Below are 14,786 nucleotides of genomic sequence, written 5' to 3'. Positions count from 1 at the left end.
TATTACCACAACATCTTCTTGTGCGGACGGGACAATGGAAGCCAACACAGCTTCTGGCGTGGTCGTTTTTGTCTGCCGAAGCTGTCGCGACGACACCGATCCCAATGCGGAGCCGCGCCCCGGCACCATCCTTGCGGAAGCTGCCATCGCAAAAGCGCGTGACTCCGGCATCGATGTTCGCTCTGTCAATTGCCTTGCCAATTGCAAACGCGGCCTCAGTGCCGTGCTGCGCGGTGCCGATGGCTGGTCCTATGTATTCGGCGGGCTGACGCCCAACGATGCGGAAGACCTGCTGACCGGCGCTCGCATGCTGGCCGCCTCCGCAGATGGCCTGATGCCCTGGCGCGGCCGCCCCGACACATTGAAGCGCGGCATGGTGGCGCGCATTCCCCCATTCGATTTTACCGAGGAGAGATCATGAGCACCCTTCTGGACCGCGTTCCCTGCACCATCGTCACTGGCTTTCTGGGGGCTGGAAAAACCACGCTGCTGCGCGGTCTTCTCGAAAAGCTTGATGGCAAGCGGCTTGCCATCATCGTCAACGAATTCGGTGATATCGGCATCGATGGGGATATCCTCAAGGGATGCGGCATTGAGAGCTGCCCGGAGGAAAACATCGTTGAGCTGGCCAATGGCTGCATCTGCTGCACGGTGGCGGATGATTTCCAGCCGGCCATCGAACAGATTCTAAGCCGGCAGCCGAAGGTGGAGCATATTCTCATCGAGACCTCCGGCCTTGCCCTGCCCAAGCCGCTGGTGCAGGCATTTCAATGGCCGGACATCAAGAGCCGCGTGACGGTTGACGCTGTGGTGGCTGTTGTGGATGGCGCTGCCCTTGCCGAGGGTCAGGTGGCGCATGACATGGAAGCCCTTGCCGCCCAGCGCGCAAATGACGAAGCCCTCGATCACGACGATCCGGTCGAAGAGGTTTTTGAGGACCAGATCGCCTGTGCCGATCTTATCGTGCTGACCAAGGCGGATCTGCTCGATAGCGCCGGTCTGGACAAGGCGAAGGCTCATATTCTCGAGCATTTGCCGCGGGCCGCAAAGATCGTCGTCGCCTCGAATGGCGTCATCGATCCGGCCGTACTGATCGGCCTCGGTCTTGCGGTTGAAGAGGATATCGAAAACCGCCGCACCCATCACGATGGTGAACTTGACCACGAACATGACGATTTCGACAGCTTCGTCATCGACCTGCCGGCCGTGACCGATCCGGAAGCGCTGGCGGCTCGTATCGCCAAGACGGCGGCTACGGAAAATGTTCTGCGCATCAAAGGTTTCGTCGAAGTATCCACCAAGCCGATGCGCTTGCAGGTGCAGGCAGTCGGTAGCCGCGTCAACCATTATTACGACCGTCCCTGGGCGGCCGGTGAAGAGCGCCGCAGCCGCCTCGTCGTCATAGGCGAAAAGGGCCTCAACCGCGAAAAGATCGAACAGATGCTGGCCGCCTGATAGAAATGCACATTCTCGCCACCACATCTTCGTCTCTGGACGACCTGATCGAGCCGGTTGATCTCAACCAGCCGCGATCGGATGTGGTGATGCTGTCTTTTTCGGCAAGCGATCTTGCCGGGCTGGAACAGGCATGGCGGCAGGCAGAGGGCGCGCTTCCGTCCTTGTCTGCCGCCAACCTCTCCGAGCTTCGGCATCCGATGTCGGTCGATCTGTGGATTGAAAAGACGGCCGAACATGCCCGTGTCATCCTTATCCGGATTCTCGGCGGCGCGGAACGCTGGCGCTATGGCGTCGATCAGCTCAGCACGATGGCGCGGCGACGTGGCATAAAACTTATGCTCCTGCCGGGTGAATGCAGTGAGAGAGACGAAAAGCTCGAAGCAGCCTCGACTGTTGATCGCCGGACGTTGGCGTCCGTCCTCGCCTTCTTCCGCGAGGGTGGGCGGGAAAATATGGACCGGCTTGCCATTGGTCTTGCTGCCCTTGTAAGTGGTGGCGCATGGCCAGATATCGAGGCTCAACCGCTGCCGAAAGCCGGCTTTTATCGGCCGGGTAAAGGCGTCGTGGATCAGGCGGAAGCCTGCGCCGGTTTTCCCGCCGGCGCAGCTGTGCTTCCCATTCTCTTTTACCGCTCCATGCTTCTTGCGGCCGATGCGGCGCCCGTGGATGCGCTTTTTAACGCGCTCTCTCAGCGCGGTTTTGCGCCATTGCCGATTTTCGTCAGCGGCCTCAAGGATGGGGAGGCGATCCGCTTTCTCGAAACCGTACTGCCCGAACTCCAGCCCGCCGCCATCGTTGCCGCCACGGCTTTTGCCAGTCAGATGGACGACAGCGGTAAAACCCTGTTTGATCGCCTCGGCGTGCCGGTGTTTCAGGTGGTTATGGCGACGACGCGACGGGACGGCTGGGCGGAAAATGCGCGCGGTCTCAACCCTTCCGATCTTGCCATGCATGTGGTTCTGCCGGAACTCGATGGCCGGATTCTTGCTGGCGCAATCTCATTCAAGCAGGTGCGGACTGATGGCGGTATCAGCCTCATCAATGTACCGGAGGCTGATCGCGTCGAACAGGTGGCAAACCGAATCGCTGCCTTTCTGCAATTAAAACAGTCCACGCCACAGGAACGGCGGATCGTCATTCTGATGCCGGATTATCCCGGTGCTGCGCCGGGGCGCACGGGTTATGCCGTTGGTCTCGATGTGCCGCAAAGCGTGCTTGAAATGCTGCGCGATCTGGCCGCGGCAGGATATGTGGTTTCGGATATTCCCGAAACGGCGCGGGCTTTGCTGGATTGTGTCGAGCAGCAGGAAGCGGCTGTTGGACTTTCAGACTATCGTGATTTTCTTTTGGGTTTGCCTGAAGGGGTTGCCGCCTCCGTGGATGGCACGTGGGGTTCGGCCGAACAGGACGACGCACTAGCCGACGGCGCATTCCGTTTTCGCGTCGCCCGTTTCGGCCAGATATTCGTGGCCCTGGCACCGGATCGTGGGCGAAATGAGGATCGGCGGGTGGATTACCATGATCCTGCCCTGCCGCCACGTCATGCGTTGGTCGCTTTCGGCGCCTGGATGCAGCGTGTCGCAGGGGCGCATGCCATTGTGCATGTCGGTGCGCATGGCACACTGGAATGGCTGCCCGGCAAGACAGTTGCGCTTTCCCGCGATTGTTTTCCTGAAATCGTCACCGGGTCTTTGCCGGTGGTCTATCCGTTCATCGTTTCCAATCCGGGCGAAGCGGCGGTTGCCAAACGGCGGATCGCTGCCGTCACGATCGGCCATGTTCCGCCTGTGCTGGTAGATGCCGGGCTTTCGCCGGAACAATTGGCTCTGGAACAGCTCGTCGACGAATATGCGCAGGCGGACGGGCTTGACCGCCGCCGCCGTGACCGGCTGGCGAAACTGATCGTAGAGAAGGCACTGGAAACCGGTCTTGCGGCGGATGCCGGTGTCGGTGCAAAGGACGATGCCGATGCGGCGCTGTCGCGCATCGACGCCTTCCTCTGCGACCTGAAGGACTTCGCCATCAAGGATGGCCAGCATGTTTTTGGCTGCAGCCCCGAAGGCGAGACCGATCTTCTGAGGCTTGAAAGTGCTGCGGCGGAAAAAACGGCGCTGCTTGCCGCGCTCGATGGCCGCCATATTGTCCCCGGTCCTTCCGGCGCACCCGCGCGCGGGCGTCTCGATGTCCTGCCGACGGGCCGCAATCTTTATGCTGCCGATCCGCGCACCATGCCGACGCCGACGGCTTTCGAGCTGGGCCGCATGGCGGGCGAAGAAGTGCTTCGGCACCATCTGCAATCCCATGGCGACTGGCCGAAACATCTGGTTTTTGATCTCTGGGGCAGCGCCAGCCTGCGCAATGGCGGCGAGGATGTGGCGCAGGCGCTGCATCTGATGGGGGCGAGACCGATCCATGACCTGGCGACGGGTCGCGTCACAGGCATCGAGGTTCTGCCGCCGGCCAGTATCGGGCGGCCGCGTGTCGACGTCACATTCCGGATTTCCGGCCTGTTCCGCGACATGTTTCCGGCGTTGATCGCTCTTCTAGACGCCGCCGCCAAGGCCGTCGCGCGGCGGGATGAAGCGCCGGGCGACAATCCGCTGGCGGAAGAGGCGGTGGCACTCGGGCATATACCGGCACGCATCTTCGGCTCCGCACCCGGCACCTATGGTGCGGGCACTGAGGAGAAACTCGCCAGCGGAAAATGGGAAGAACGTGAGGAACTAGGGCAAGCCTATCTGGATGCGGCAAGCCATGCCTTTGGCGGTGCGGATGGGCTTGAGATTTTCGAGGATGCCGGTTTTGTCGAGCTGGTGCGCCGTGCCGACCTTCTCGTTCACACCGGTGACGATCCGGGCCGGGATCTTCTCGACGGCTCGTCAGATGTCGCCTTCATCGGTGGCTTTACCGCCGCAAAAGCACTCCTTGGCGGCGTTGCCGATATCGTGGCGCTGGATACGACCGATCCCGCGCGTCCGCGCGCGCGATCCATTTCGCAGGCGCTGACGCGCGTTGTTCGGGCCCGCGCCGTCAATCCGCGCTTTATCGCCGGCCAGATGCGGCACGGCCCGCGCGGGGTGGCGGAATTTGCCGAGACGGTTGACCGGCTGATCGGTTTTGCGGAAACCACCCATGCGGTATCTTCCTCGCTGATCGAGGCGCTTTACGACGCCTATTTCGGCAATGAGGATGTTCGCGATTTCATCCTGCGGGAAAATCCGAAAGCGGCGGAGGTCATGGCGACGCGCTTTTTATCTGCCCGTCGTCGCGGGTTGTGGCACAGCCGCCGCAATGCGGTGGATGCGGAACTTGAAATGCTGATCCTGCCCCGTTCTGAAAGGGTCGGCGCATGAGGACGGCCCCTTCCGATCCGGTCCAGCCGTTTGGCCGCCGTGGCACGTGTCCGGCCTTATCGACCCCGATGCTGACCGGTGACGGCTACCTGTCGCGCATCGCATTCGAGGCGGATATTGCGCCCCATGATATGATCGCACTTTGCGAACTTGCCGAGCAGCACGGCAACGGGCTGATAGACATCACGGCACGCGGCAGCCTGCAATTTCGCGGCCTGACGCGGGAAAGCGCCTGCGACCTGGAGAATGATGTTCTGGCGCTCGGTTTGCCGCTTCGCGACGGACTGGCAGTCGAGACCTCACCTCTTTCCGGCCGGGACGATCGGGAAATCGCCGATGGCAGCGCCATTGCGGATGAGATTCGCAGAGAGGCTGCCGCGCTGGCGTTGCATGACAACCTCGCCGCAAAAATGTCCGTCATCATCGATGGGGGCGGCCGTCTCCGAATGGGAGATTTGCTTGCCGATATCCGTCTGAAGGCGGTGCGGCTCGATCATCGAGTTTTCTGGCAATTGCTTGTCGGAGGTCCGGAGAGCAAGGCGCTACGGGCGGGATTTGTTGAAGCCGACAAGGCAGCCGATGTGGTCCTGTTGCTGCTCGTCCATCTGGCGGGCAAAGGACCGCTTGCCCGTGGCCGCGATCTGGATTTGCGGACGATAAAGGCGATTTGCGGAGACCGCCTGGTAGATAGCGAGAGCCAAGGCGAGACGCCTGCGCCTTCTTCGTCCCTGGGGCTGATGGCGGCCGGTAATGGTACCTTTGCTGCCGGTATCACTCCTGCTTTCGCGCAAGTTCGTGCTTCCGATCTGTCGCGGCTCTGTGGACTGGCGCGCGCATTTGATATCGAAACATTGCGGCCGTCGCTCAATCATAGCCTGCTATTTTTCGGGTCGCGGGATGCTTGCGATGCGCTGATGCAAACTGCGGACAGTGCCGGTTTCATCACAAGGGCAGGTGATGCGCGATCTTCCATCGCTGTCTGTCCCGGCACGCCGGGGTGCGCTTCGGCTTTCTTTCCCACACATGATCTGGCGGCCTTTGCATCGCGGGAATTAGCTTCCATGCTCGATGGCTCCTTCACACTGCATCTCTCCGGCTGCGGAAAGGGTTGCGCGCATCCCGCCCCCTCGTTTTTGACCTTTTCCGGCACCGCCGATGGTCTGGCCTTTTCGTTTTCGAGCCGCGCCTGCGACCCGCAGGACGGTATTTTACCTTTCGAGCAACAGAGGACGGCGCTTTCGCGACTTGCCCGTCTTTACGAAAAAGAACATAAGCCCGGGGAAAACGCTGCCGACCTGCTTGCCCGTCTGGGTAAGGAGGCAATCGTTGCCGCGCTTCGACAGGATGACCGATGACCGACCATGACTATATTCGCGACGGCAATGCGATTTACGAGCGCTCCTTCGCCATCATTCGCGAGGAAGCGGATTTGTCCGCTTTTACCGAAGATCAGGCGGATATCGCCATTCGCATGATCCATGCCTGCGGGCTGGTGGAAGCGGCCAGCCATTTCCGTTTTTCTCCGGATTTCGTTGTCGCTGCACGTGGTGCTTTGCTGGCGGGCAAGCCCGTTCTGTGCGATGCGGAAATGGTCGCCCACGGCGTGACCCGCGCCCGCCTTCCGGCCAATAATGACGTGATCTGCACCCTTCGCGATCCGCGCACCCCTGAGCTTGCGAAAACGATTGGCAATACCCGTTCCGCCGCCGCACTCGATCTCTGGGCGGAAAAGCTGGACGGTGCTCTCGTTGCTATCGGCAACGCGCCGACAGCGCTGTTCTATCTTCTGGAGATGCTTGAAAAGGGCGCTCCACGTCCAGCTGCCATTATCGGCATGCCGGTCGGTTTTGTCGGTGCGGCGGAATCGAAGGATGCGCTGGAGGCTAGTTCGCTAGGCATTCCCTATGCCATCGTCAAGGGACGTATGGGTGGATCGGCCATGACGGCCGCTGCCGTCAACGCCGTTGCGAGGGCAGGTCTGTGAGCGCGGCTCTTTTCGAAAATTCCAGGGGTAAACTCGTGGGCGTCGGCACCGGCCCCGGCGATCCAGAGCTTCTGACGCTGAAAGCCGTGCGCGCCATCGAAAATGCCGATGTCCTCGCCTTCTTCTGCAAGAAAGGCAGCAGCGGCAATGGTCGCGGTATCGTTGAGGCCTTCATTCGTCCGGGCACACTGGAAATGCCGCTGGCCTATCCGGTAACCGTCGAGAGCGACAAAAACGGCGAGGATTATCGCGGTGCGATCGCCGCATTTTTCGATCAGTCGGCCATGGATATTGCTGCCCATCTCGATGCCGGGCGCAATGTCGCCGTGCTGTCGGAAGGCGATCCGCTGTTTTACGGTTCCTATATGCATCTTCATCTGCGGCTTGCGCCTTCCTATGAGGCGGAGGTCGTTGCCGGCATTACCGCCATGTCCGGCTGCTGGTCGATGGCCGGTCTACCGCTGGTGCAGGGTGACGATATCTTGAGCGTGCTTCCCGGCACGCTGGCCGAAGATGTTCTGACAGAGCGTCTGTCCGGCACGGATGGCGCCGTGATCATGAAGGTCGGGCGCAACCTGCCGAAAATCCGCCGGGCGCTGGAAAAGGCCGGCAAGCTTAATGAAGCGCTGTATGTCGAGCGCGGCACCATGGCGAACAGCCATGCGGTGCCGCTGATTGAGCGGGACGCATCACCCGCCCCCTATTTTTCTCTGGTTCTGGTACCTGGCTGGAAAACCAGACCCGCTGGCGGTGAAGCGCCATGACCGGCAGGCTGGTCGTTGTCGGCCTTGGCCCTGGCAGTTCTGCGCAGGTGACACCGGAGGCGCTCGCCGCCGTTGAGGCGTCGGAGGATTTCTTCGGTTACATTCCCTATCTCGATCGGCTGTCGCTCAGACCCGACCAACGTCGCCATGCCTCTGACAATCGCGAGGAAATCTCCCGTGCCGAACAGGCTCTGCGGCTTGCAGCCGGGGGCGGCAAGGTCTGCGTGGTTTCGGGCGGCGATCCCGGCGTTTTTGCCATGGCGGCGGCTGTTTGCGAGGCGATTGAACATGGCCCGCGCGAGTGGCGCGAAATAGACTTCTCGGTCGTGCCGGGCGTGACGGCCATGCTTGCGGTTGCTGCACGAGCCGGCGCGCCGCTCGGGCATGATTTCTGCGCCATCTCGCTGTCGGACAATTTGAAGCCCTGGGGCATTATTGAAAAGCGGCTGATCGCGGCTGCGGAAGCCGGATTCGTGATGGCTTTCTATAATCCCGTCAGCAAGGCGCGCCCGCACCAGCTTGGCACCGCCTTCGATCTTTTGCGCGGACATTTGCCCGGCTCGGTGCCGGTGATCTTCGGCCGTGCGGCAGGCCGTGCGGATGAGCGCATCCGGGTCGTGCCTTTGTCGGAAGCATCGAGCGACATGGCGGATATGGCCACTTGCATCATCGTCGGTTCGGTGGAAACGCGTTTGATTGAACGTTCCGATAAAGACCCGCTGGTCTATTCGCCACGTTTTTCGAAAAGAGAAAGCTGATGGCGGATGGCGGTGAGCGCAGTCGTTATATCCGGCACGTTCGCGCCATTGAGGATTGCGGCGTTCAGCTGTGGCGGCCGCTCGATCATGATAACCGGCAGGCCAAGCCGCCTCGCCGCTTCGATCTTGCCGTAACTGGCGTTGCCGCCGGAGTTCTTGGAAACCACAGTGCCGATACGGTTTTCCTCCAGCATGCGGATCTCTTCATCCAGCGCAAAGGGGCCGCGCGCTGTAATATAGCGAGCATCCGGCACCTTCAGCGGCGGCTCTACCGGATCAACGCTGCGAATGAGATAGCTGTGTTGGGGTGCGGCCTCGAAAGGAAGAAGTTCCTGCCGGCCGAGCCCCAGAAACACTCGCTTGCCTTCAACGCCGAGCGCGATAACAGCCTGTTCGATGGTATCGACCCTCTGCCATTTGTCATCCGGTTGGCGGTCCCAGGCGGGGCGAGAAAGTGCTACAAGCGGAACTTTGGCAAGTCTTGCCGCCTCCACGGCATTTGCGGAAATCCTCGCCGCATAGGGATGGGTGGCGTCGACCAGAATATCGAAATTCCCGGTGCGGATGAAATCCGCCAAACCCGCAGCACCGCCAAACCCGCCACTGCGCATCGGCACAGGCTGTTCCACTGGCGAAAGCGTACGCCCGGCCATGGAGAGCAGGATTCGGTAGCCGGAGTCCACCGCCAGCTTGCCGGCCAGAATGCGGGCATCCGCCGTGCCGCCAAGGATGAGTATGGAGCGTGTCATGACGTCTGAATATTCCGGAACGGGCAACGCTTCCACTGAAAAGAAAGGCAAGCCATGGCTTTTCATCGTCGGCATAGGCGAAGATGGGCTGGATGGGCTCGGTCGCAATGCCGTGGCGGCAATAGAGGCGGCCGAGATTGTTTTCGGTGGCAAACGCCATCTGGAACTGGCGGCTGCAGCCATTCGTGGTGAGGCGCGCCCTTGGCCGGTGCCGTTCGATGCGGAGATGAGCGATGTCGTGGCGTTGCGCGGTAGACGGGTCTGCGTGCTCGCCTCCGGCGATCCGTTCTTTTATGGCGCCGGCGTCACACTTCTGCGGCGGATACCGTCGGAGGAGACAGTCTGCTATCCCTCACCTTCAGCCTTCTCCCAGGCCGCGGCGCGGCTTGGCTGGGCTTTGCAGTCGACCGAATGCGTGTCGTTGCACGGGCGTTCCATCGATCTTTTGCGACCGCATCTGCATCCCGGAGCGAGGATCATCGCGCTTACTTCTGATGAGCGCGCGCCCGCTCTCATCGCGGAATTGCTGTCTCAATCCGGTTTCGGCCAGTCGGAATTTGTCCTGCTCGAAGCTTTGGGCGGAAAGCGGGAGAGGCGGCGGCAAATCAGGGCGGTCGATTTTACCTTTGACGACATCGATCCTTTGAACGTCGTGGCTATCGATGTCGTTGCTGCTGAGGGCGCACGCGTCCTGCCTTTTGTGCAGGGGCTGGATGACAGCCTGTTCGAACATGACGGGCAGATCACCAAGCGTGAAATCCGTGCCGTGACTCTTTCATCGCTGGCTCCGCGCCGGGGCGAGCTGCTGTGGGATATCGGTGCCGGTTCGGGTTCGATTGGTATTGAATGGATGCTGTCGCACCCCTCGCTCCGTGCCATCGCCATAGAGCAGCATCCGGAAAGAGCTGAACGTATCGCCCGCAATGCCGAGGCATTTGGCGTTCCGGGGCTTGAAGTCATGATCGGTGCAGCACCTGCGGCTTTTGAAGGCCTGCCTCAACCGGATGCGATCTTCATTGGTGGTGGCGGCAGCGAAACGGGCGTGTTTGAGGCTGCTCTGGAGGCCTTGAAGCCAGGCGGGCGGCTGGTTGCCAATGCGGTGACGCTTGAAATGGAAGCGGTGCTGCTTGCGGCCCACGCCAGGTTCGGTGGTTCGATGATCCGTCTCGATGTGTCGCGCGTTGTTGCTGTCGGCTCCATGTCGGGCTGGCGTCCGGCCATGCCGGTGACGCAATGGAGCTGGGTCAAGCCATGGTGACTGTCGCTGGCCTAGGCTGCCGCAAGGGCACGGGTTCAGATGCAATTATTGCAGCCGTGCACGCTGCCGAGCTTGCTTTTGGCATGACCGTTGAATGCTTGGCGACTGCGCCGCTCAAGGCAAAAGAAGCTGGTCTTGCGGAAGCGGCGAAACGTCTGGCGCTGCCGCTTGAAATCGTATCGAAGGAACAGCTCGAGGCGGCTGCTTCGAAAACAATGACATTTTCACAGGCAAGCCTTGATCATGCCGGGACGCCCAGCGTCAGTGAAGCGGCGGCACTTGCTGCCGCCGGAGAAAATGCGCGGCTGGTCGCGGCGCGTCTCGTGGTTGGCGATGTGACGGTAGCCATCGCCACGACGAGCGACGCGCGAAATGGCCGCGCCATCGAACATGGAGAACAACAATGACGGTTCATTTCATCGGCGCCGGTCCGGGCGCCGCCGATCTCATCACGGTGCGCGGGCGCGATCTTATCGCTGCCTGCCCGGTCTGCCTTTATGCCGGCTCGCTGGTGCCGAAGGCGCTGATCGAGTATTGCCCGACGGATGCACGCATTGTCGATACGGCAGCACTGTCGCTTGATGAGATCGAGGCGGAGTTCGTTGCGGCGGCAAAGGCCGGCAAGGATGTGGCACGGCTGCATTCCGGTGATCTATCCGTTTGGAGTGCCATGGGTGAACAGATCCGCCGGCTGGAACGGCTGGGTCTCGATTATACCGTGACTCCAGGTGTGCCCTCTTTCGCTGCTGCCGCTGCCACCCTGCAGCGGGAATTGACGGTGCCGGAAGTGGCGCAAAGTCTTGTTCTGACCCGTATTTCGGGCCGCGCTTCGAAAATGCCCGAGGGCGAGACGCTGAAAGCCTTCGGTGCGACGGGGGCGACACTTGCCATCCATCTCGCCATCCATGCCATCGGCAAGGTGGTGGAAGAACTGACGCCGCTTTATGGTTCCGATTGCCCAGTCGCCATCGTTGTCCGCGCCTCCTGGCCGGATGAGCGGGTCATTCGCGGCACGTTGTTCGACATCGAAGGAAAACTGGCGGCCGAACCGGTGGAGCGGACGGCGCTGATCTTCGTCGGGCATGGGCTTGCCTCTACGGATTTTCGCGAGAGCGCACTTTATAGTACCGATTATGTCCGGCGGTTCCGCTCCCCGAAGGAAGATGCGAAGGGCTGATGCGACGGCGTGGAGGCGGTGCGTCCCTTGAGCGTGCCCTGACGATCGAACACCAGAATATCAAGCTCGATGCCGGGCACCTTCAAAGCGGCAGCCGCTGTTACCCAGGCTTTTTCCGCAACGATCGCGCCGAGGTCTATCCCCGCGCGTTCGGCCAGCTCAAAGGCGTGAGCAACCATGTTGGCCTGACGAATGGCGAGGGCAAGATTTTCATCTCCGCCAGCCTCGGTTGCGAGTACCGCCAGCGCATCAAGATCGGCCAGGCCTTTCTTGGAATGCACGTCCAGCATGCCCTGGGCGAGCTTGGTCATCTTGGCGACGCCGCCGGCAATGGTTACCCGTTCGACGGGGTGGCTGCGCAGATATTTCAGCATGCCACCGATAAAATCACCCATGTCGATCAGTGCGGTCTCTGGCAGGCCGTACACTGCCTGCCCCGCCTTTTCCGAGGTGTTGCCGGTCGCGCCGAGCAGATGGGTGCAGCCGGTGGCGCGCGCCACATCGATGCCGCGCCAGATGGAGTGGATCCATGCCGAGCAGGAAAACGGGATAACGATGCCGGTGGTGCCAAGGATGGAAATGCCGCCGACAATACCGAGCCTGCCATTCAGGGTCTTTTCCGCGATTTTCTCGCCGTCCCGAACGGAAATCTCGACTTCGAAATCGGCATCGTCACCGGCTACTTCGCGAATGGCGGTTTCGATCATCTTGCGCGGTACGGGGTTGATCGCGGGTTCGCCAGGCGGCAGGGGCAATCCAGGCCGGGTGATGGTGCCGACGCCTTTTCCGGCCTTGAAGGTGATGCCGCTGCCGGGCTTTCCCCGTCGCACGGTGCTTTCGATAAGCGCACCATGGGTCACGTCGGGATCGTCGCCTGCATCCTTGACGACGCCGGCTCTTGCGAAGTTTTCACCTTTTTCCTCGGTGGCGAGAGAAAATGCCGGCCTCGCGCCGCTTGGAAGTTCGACTTCGACAGGGTAAGGAAACTCGCCGGTCAGAAGGGCAGCGCAGGCCGCCTTCGTGGCGGCTGCCGCGCAAGTGCCCGTGGTCCAGCCGCGGCGAAGGGTCTTTCCATCCGTTTCCATATGAATTCCTATAGCCGGGACGGCTATTTCCGTCATCGTTAAAAAAGCAGCCGAGAAGAATGTCGATAGCGCAGGTTTTGAACAGCATCGCCGCAAAAGGTCCGGTCTTTGAGGCCGGGCATGTCTGGCTCGCAGGCGCGGGTCCGGGCGATGTGCGTTATCTGACGCTCGAAGTGGCGCTCGCCCTTTCGCAGGCCGATGTGATCGTGCGCGACGCGCTGGTGAGCGACGATGTCGTTTCCCTCGGGCCCCAGGCTGAAATCGTGTTTGCCGGCAAGCGCGGCGGCAAGCCGTCGGCAACACAGGACGACATCACCGCCTCCCTGATTGATCTCGCCCGACAGGGTAAGAAGGTGTTGCGGCTTAAGGGTGGCGATCCGTTTATTTTCGGGCGTGGCGGCGAAGAGGCGGAGGCGCTTGTCCGCGCCGGCATCTCATTTCGTATCTTGCCGGGCATGACCTCGTCGCTTGCAGCCCTTGCTTCAGCGCGCATTCCCGCCACCATGCGCGGTATCAGCCGCGCTGTCACGCTTGCCACCGGCCATGCCGCCGGGACCGAAGAGGATCTGGATTGGCTGGAATTGGCGAAGACACAGGAACCCATCGTCGTTTATATGGGGCTTAAGAACATAGGCTCGATCGCCGGTCTTCTGATGCAGGGCGGTCGTTCGGGCAAGACGCCGGTCGCCGTCATCATGTCGGCAACGACCGCGCAAGAACGGATTTTCATCGGCACACTGGAAAGCATAGCTGACGATGCAAAACGGGAAAAATTCGAGGCGCCGGCGCTGATCGTTATTGGCGAGATCGTTTCGATGCGCGACCGACTTGGGGTGCCGACCTTATGACCACACGGGCGATCATCATCGGCGCACCGCGCTCTGGATCCGGCAAGACCAGCGTAACAATCGGCTTGCTCAGGGCCTTTGCCCGGCGCGGCATAAAGGTGCGCGGCATCAAGACGGGGCCGGATTATATCGACCCCGGCTTCCATGCCTTCGCCACCGGCACATCCGGCCTCAATCTCGACAGCTGGGCCATGCAGCCGGAATTGCTTCGACACCTGCTGTTGCAGCAGGCTGATGGTGCTGACCTCGTTTTGATCGAAAGCGCCATGGGCCTGTTCGACGGTATCCCCGTGGCGGAAAACCGCACCGGTTCTGCGGCGGATCTGGCCCGGCTGTTCGGCATTCCCGTGCTGCTGGTGTTGGATGTGTCGGGTCAATCGCAGACAGCCGCTGCTGTTGCCTATGGTTTTGCCCACTATGATCCTGTTGTCACCATGGCGGCGGTGGTGCTGAACCGCGCCGGCAGCGAAAGACACCGGACGCTGTGCACGGAGGCCATCGAAAAAATCGGTCTGCCTGTCGCAGGATGCGTCATGCGTGATCCGTCACTCATCCTGCCGGAACGGCATCTGGGGCTGGTGCAGGCCAGCGAACATCCGGAAATCGACGCGCATATAGAACGGCTGGCGGATGCGATGGAAAGGTCCATTGATCTCGATGCCTTGCTTTCGCTCGCTGCGCCTGTAGATGTGCCCTCCGGCTCGGTGGAGGCAGCGATTGCGCCGCCCGGCCAGCGCATCGCGCTTGCAGACGACGCGGCTTTCACCTTTCTTTATCCGCACCTCAAGAACCACTGGCATGCAGCGGGGGCGGAGATCGTGCCCTTCTCACCGCTGGCCGACGAGGCGCCCGATGAGACCTGCGACATTTGCTGGCTGCCAGGTGGTTATCCCGAACTTTACGCTGAAAGGCTTACCGATGCTGCCGGGTTTAAAGCGGGGATTGTCCGTTTTGCCGAGACGAAGCCGGTGCATGGCGAGTGCGGCGGCTATATGGTTTTGGGAGCGGCGCTGGAAGATGCCGATGGTGTCACCCATGCCATGACCGGGCTTCTGTCACATGCCACCAGTTTCGCCACGCGCAAGATGAACCTCGGTTACCGGCAGGCTGCAATCGTGGCAGATGGGCCGCTGGGCAAAGCGGGCGAAGTTCTGCGCGGCCACGAGTTTCACTATGCGCGTGTTATCGATCCGGGTCACGATGAGCCTTTCGCTCAGATCGCTGACGGACAGGGTCGTCCGCTCGGCCCCTCCGGTGGCAGGCGGGGTCTTGTTTCAGGCACTTTCTTCCACGCGATAGCCAAAGCCGGGTAAGCAATTTGGCGTCCGGATGCGGGGTTGCGTCAAAGTGGA

The 14,786-nt window shown here is 61.3% G+C and carries 14 protein-coding genes; 12 read left to right on the top strand and 2 right to left on the bottom strand.

Translation table 11 applies throughout. The features are described 5' to 3' along the window. The first annotated feature begins 34 nt into the window (after positions 1-34). Genes G6L97_RS11985 through G6L97_RS11955 form a run of 7 tightly spaced genes read left to right on the top strand, consistent with a single transcriptional unit; the run spans position 35 to position 8,317 of the window. Positions 35-421, top strand: a complete 387-nt coding sequence (locus tag G6L97_RS11985; protein WP_162633732.1) for a DUF1636 family protein — start codon at positions 35-37, stop codon at positions 419-421. Continuing rightward, positions 418-1,455 (top strand): cobalamin biosynthesis protein CobW, encoded by a 1,038-nt coding sequence (gene cobW / locus G6L97_RS11980; RefSeq protein WP_111782530.1) that lies wholly within the window; start codon positions 418-420, stop codon positions 1,453-1,455. The genes G6L97_RS11985 and cobW overlap by 4 nt, the downstream gene beginning before the upstream one ends. Before the next feature lie 5 nt (positions 1,456-1,460). Further along, positions 1,461-4,811 carry a cobaltochelatase subunit CobN gene (cobN, locus tag G6L97_RS11975; protein WP_111782531.1) on the top strand — a complete coding sequence of 1,117 codons (3,351 nt, stop codon included), beginning with the start codon at positions 1,461-1,463 and terminating at the stop codon, positions 4,809-4,811. Next, positions 4,808-6,166 carry a precorrin-3B synthase gene (cobG, locus tag G6L97_RS11970; protein ID WP_111782532.1) on the top strand — a complete coding sequence of 453 codons (1,359 nt, stop codon included), beginning with the start codon at positions 4,808-4,810 and terminating at the stop codon, positions 6,164-6,166. The genes cobN and cobG overlap by 4 nt, the downstream gene beginning before the upstream one ends. Continuing rightward, on the top strand, positions 6,163-6,795 hold the full coding sequence (locus tag G6L97_RS11965; protein WP_111782533.1) for a precorrin-8X methylmutase: 633 nt from the start codon (positions 6,163-6,165) through the stop codon (positions 6,793-6,795). The genes cobG and G6L97_RS11965 overlap by 4 nt, the downstream gene beginning before the upstream one ends. Then, positions 6,792-7,559, top strand: coding sequence for a precorrin-2 C(20)-methyltransferase (locus tag G6L97_RS11960; RefSeq protein ID WP_111782534.1), 768 nt, complete (start codon positions 6,792-6,794; stop codon positions 7,557-7,559). Before G6L97_RS11965 ends, G6L97_RS11960 begins: the two co-directional genes overlap by 4 nt. Beyond that, entirely contained in the window at positions 7,556-8,317 is a 762-nt protein-coding gene (locus tag G6L97_RS11955; RefSeq protein ID WP_111782535.1) for a precorrin-3B C(17)-methyltransferase, read from the top strand. Before G6L97_RS11960 ends, G6L97_RS11955 begins: the two co-directional genes overlap by 4 nt. On the opposite strand, the gene G6L97_RS11950 is transcribed toward G6L97_RS11955, so the two are convergent. Further along, a complete protein-coding gene (locus G6L97_RS11950) occupies positions 8,284-9,066 on the bottom strand; it encodes a cobalt-precorrin-6A reductase (RefSeq protein WP_111782536.1) in 783 nt (260 codons plus the stop codon). The two genes, G6L97_RS11955 and G6L97_RS11950, sit on opposite strands and share 34 nt — an antisense overlap. Between G6L97_RS11950 and cbiE the strand changes: the two genes are divergently transcribed. Genes cbiE through cobM form a run of 3 tightly spaced genes read left to right on the top strand, consistent with a single transcriptional unit; the run spans position 9,065 to position 11,501 of the window. Beyond that, positions 9,065-10,324 carry a precorrin-6y C5,15-methyltransferase (decarboxylating) subunit CbiE gene (gene cbiE, locus G6L97_RS11945; RefSeq protein WP_111782537.1) on the top strand — a complete coding sequence of 420 codons (1,260 nt, stop codon included), beginning with the start codon at positions 9,065-9,067 and terminating at the stop codon, positions 10,322-10,324. The genes G6L97_RS11950 and cbiE overlap by 2 nt on opposite strands. Next, complete coding sequence (locus G6L97_RS11940) at positions 10,318-10,731, top strand: cobalamin biosynthesis protein (protein ID WP_162686668.1); 414 nt, start codon at positions 10,318-10,320, stop codon at positions 10,729-10,731. The genes cbiE and G6L97_RS11940 overlap by 7 nt, the downstream gene beginning before the upstream one ends. After that, positions 10,728-11,501, top strand: coding sequence for a precorrin-4 C(11)-methyltransferase (gene cobM, locus G6L97_RS11935; RefSeq protein ID WP_111782539.1), 774 nt, complete (start codon positions 10,728-10,730; stop codon positions 11,499-11,501). Before G6L97_RS11940 ends, cobM begins: the two co-directional genes overlap by 4 nt. Here the strand turns inward: cobM and G6L97_RS11930 are convergent. Then, positions 11,456-12,586 carry a cobalt-precorrin-5B (C(1))-methyltransferase gene (locus tag G6L97_RS11930; RefSeq protein ID WP_013636983.1) on the bottom strand — a complete coding sequence of 377 codons (1,131 nt, stop codon included), beginning with the start codon at positions 12,584-12,586 and terminating at the stop codon, positions 11,456-11,458. The genes cobM and G6L97_RS11930 overlap by 46 nt on opposite strands. A gap of 59 nt (positions 12,587-12,645) precedes the next feature. Between G6L97_RS11930 and cobA the strand changes: the two genes are divergently transcribed. Together cobA and G6L97_RS11920 are read left to right on the top strand one after the other, a co-directional pair. After that, positions 12,646-13,434, top strand: a complete 789-nt coding sequence (gene cobA / locus G6L97_RS11925) for a uroporphyrinogen-III C-methyltransferase (protein ID WP_065705098.1) — start codon at positions 12,646-12,648, stop codon at positions 13,432-13,434. Further along, positions 13,431-14,747, top strand: a complete 1,317-nt coding sequence (locus tag G6L97_RS11920; protein ID WP_065705101.1) for a cobyrinate a,c-diamide synthase — start codon at positions 13,431-13,433, stop codon at positions 14,745-14,747. The genes cobA and G6L97_RS11920 overlap by 4 nt, the downstream gene beginning before the upstream one ends. The last annotated feature ends 39 nt before the right edge of the window (positions 14,748-14,786 follow it).

Origin of the sequence: Agrobacterium tumefaciens (genome assembly GCF_013318015.2) — a bacterium.
In the GTDB taxonomy this organism is placed as follows: domain Bacteria; phylum Pseudomonadota; class Alphaproteobacteria; order Rhizobiales; family Rhizobiaceae; genus Agrobacterium; species Agrobacterium tumefaciens.
Note: the sequence above shows the minus strand (reverse complement) of the source record. Positions and strands in the feature narration are given on the sequence as shown.